The sequence below is a fragment of the Bartonella sp. CL63NXGY genome (assembly GCF_042194905.1).
GTDB lineage: Bacteria > Pseudomonadota > Alphaproteobacteria > Rhizobiales > Rhizobiaceae > Bartonella.
The window spans coordinates 327-652 of sequence record NZ_JBHINK010000115.1 but is presented as its reverse complement, the minus strand read 5'-3'; the positions used below and the strand labels follow the sequence as shown (position 1 = coordinate 652).

1 protein-coding gene is annotated in these 326 nt (G+C 37.1%); it reads left to right on the top strand.

All coding sequences use genetic code 11. The features are described 5' to 3' along the window. The coding region (locus ACFIK0_RS09580; RefSeq protein ID WP_375663941.1) for a hypothetical protein at positions 1-182 on the top strand (182 nt) is incomplete at its 5' end. Between the last annotated feature and the right edge of the window lie 144 nt (positions 183-326).

Sequence of the window (326 nt, the reverse complement as noted above, 5' to 3'; positions counted from 1 at the left end):
GAGAAAAAGGTTTTGATGGAACGTGGGTGTTGAATGGTGTTAATCCTGAGCTAGATGGTAAGGGAGACCTGCTTAATACTGATATGGGAACTATCAGTTTACAGGTTGGTAATAATGACTTTCAGATTGATAACTTCAGCGGAACGGTAAACTTTGATTATGCGATGTGGTGGTTATCATGAACAAAAATGCAGTATACATTAAGAGACATGATAGTAAAGTCGCATATCGGGTTAACTATGCTGATCTTTTAGATTTGGAAGTAAATTACCAACTTAACAGTGCTTATGAAATCTCATTTACGTTAACGTACGTGACCACGTACA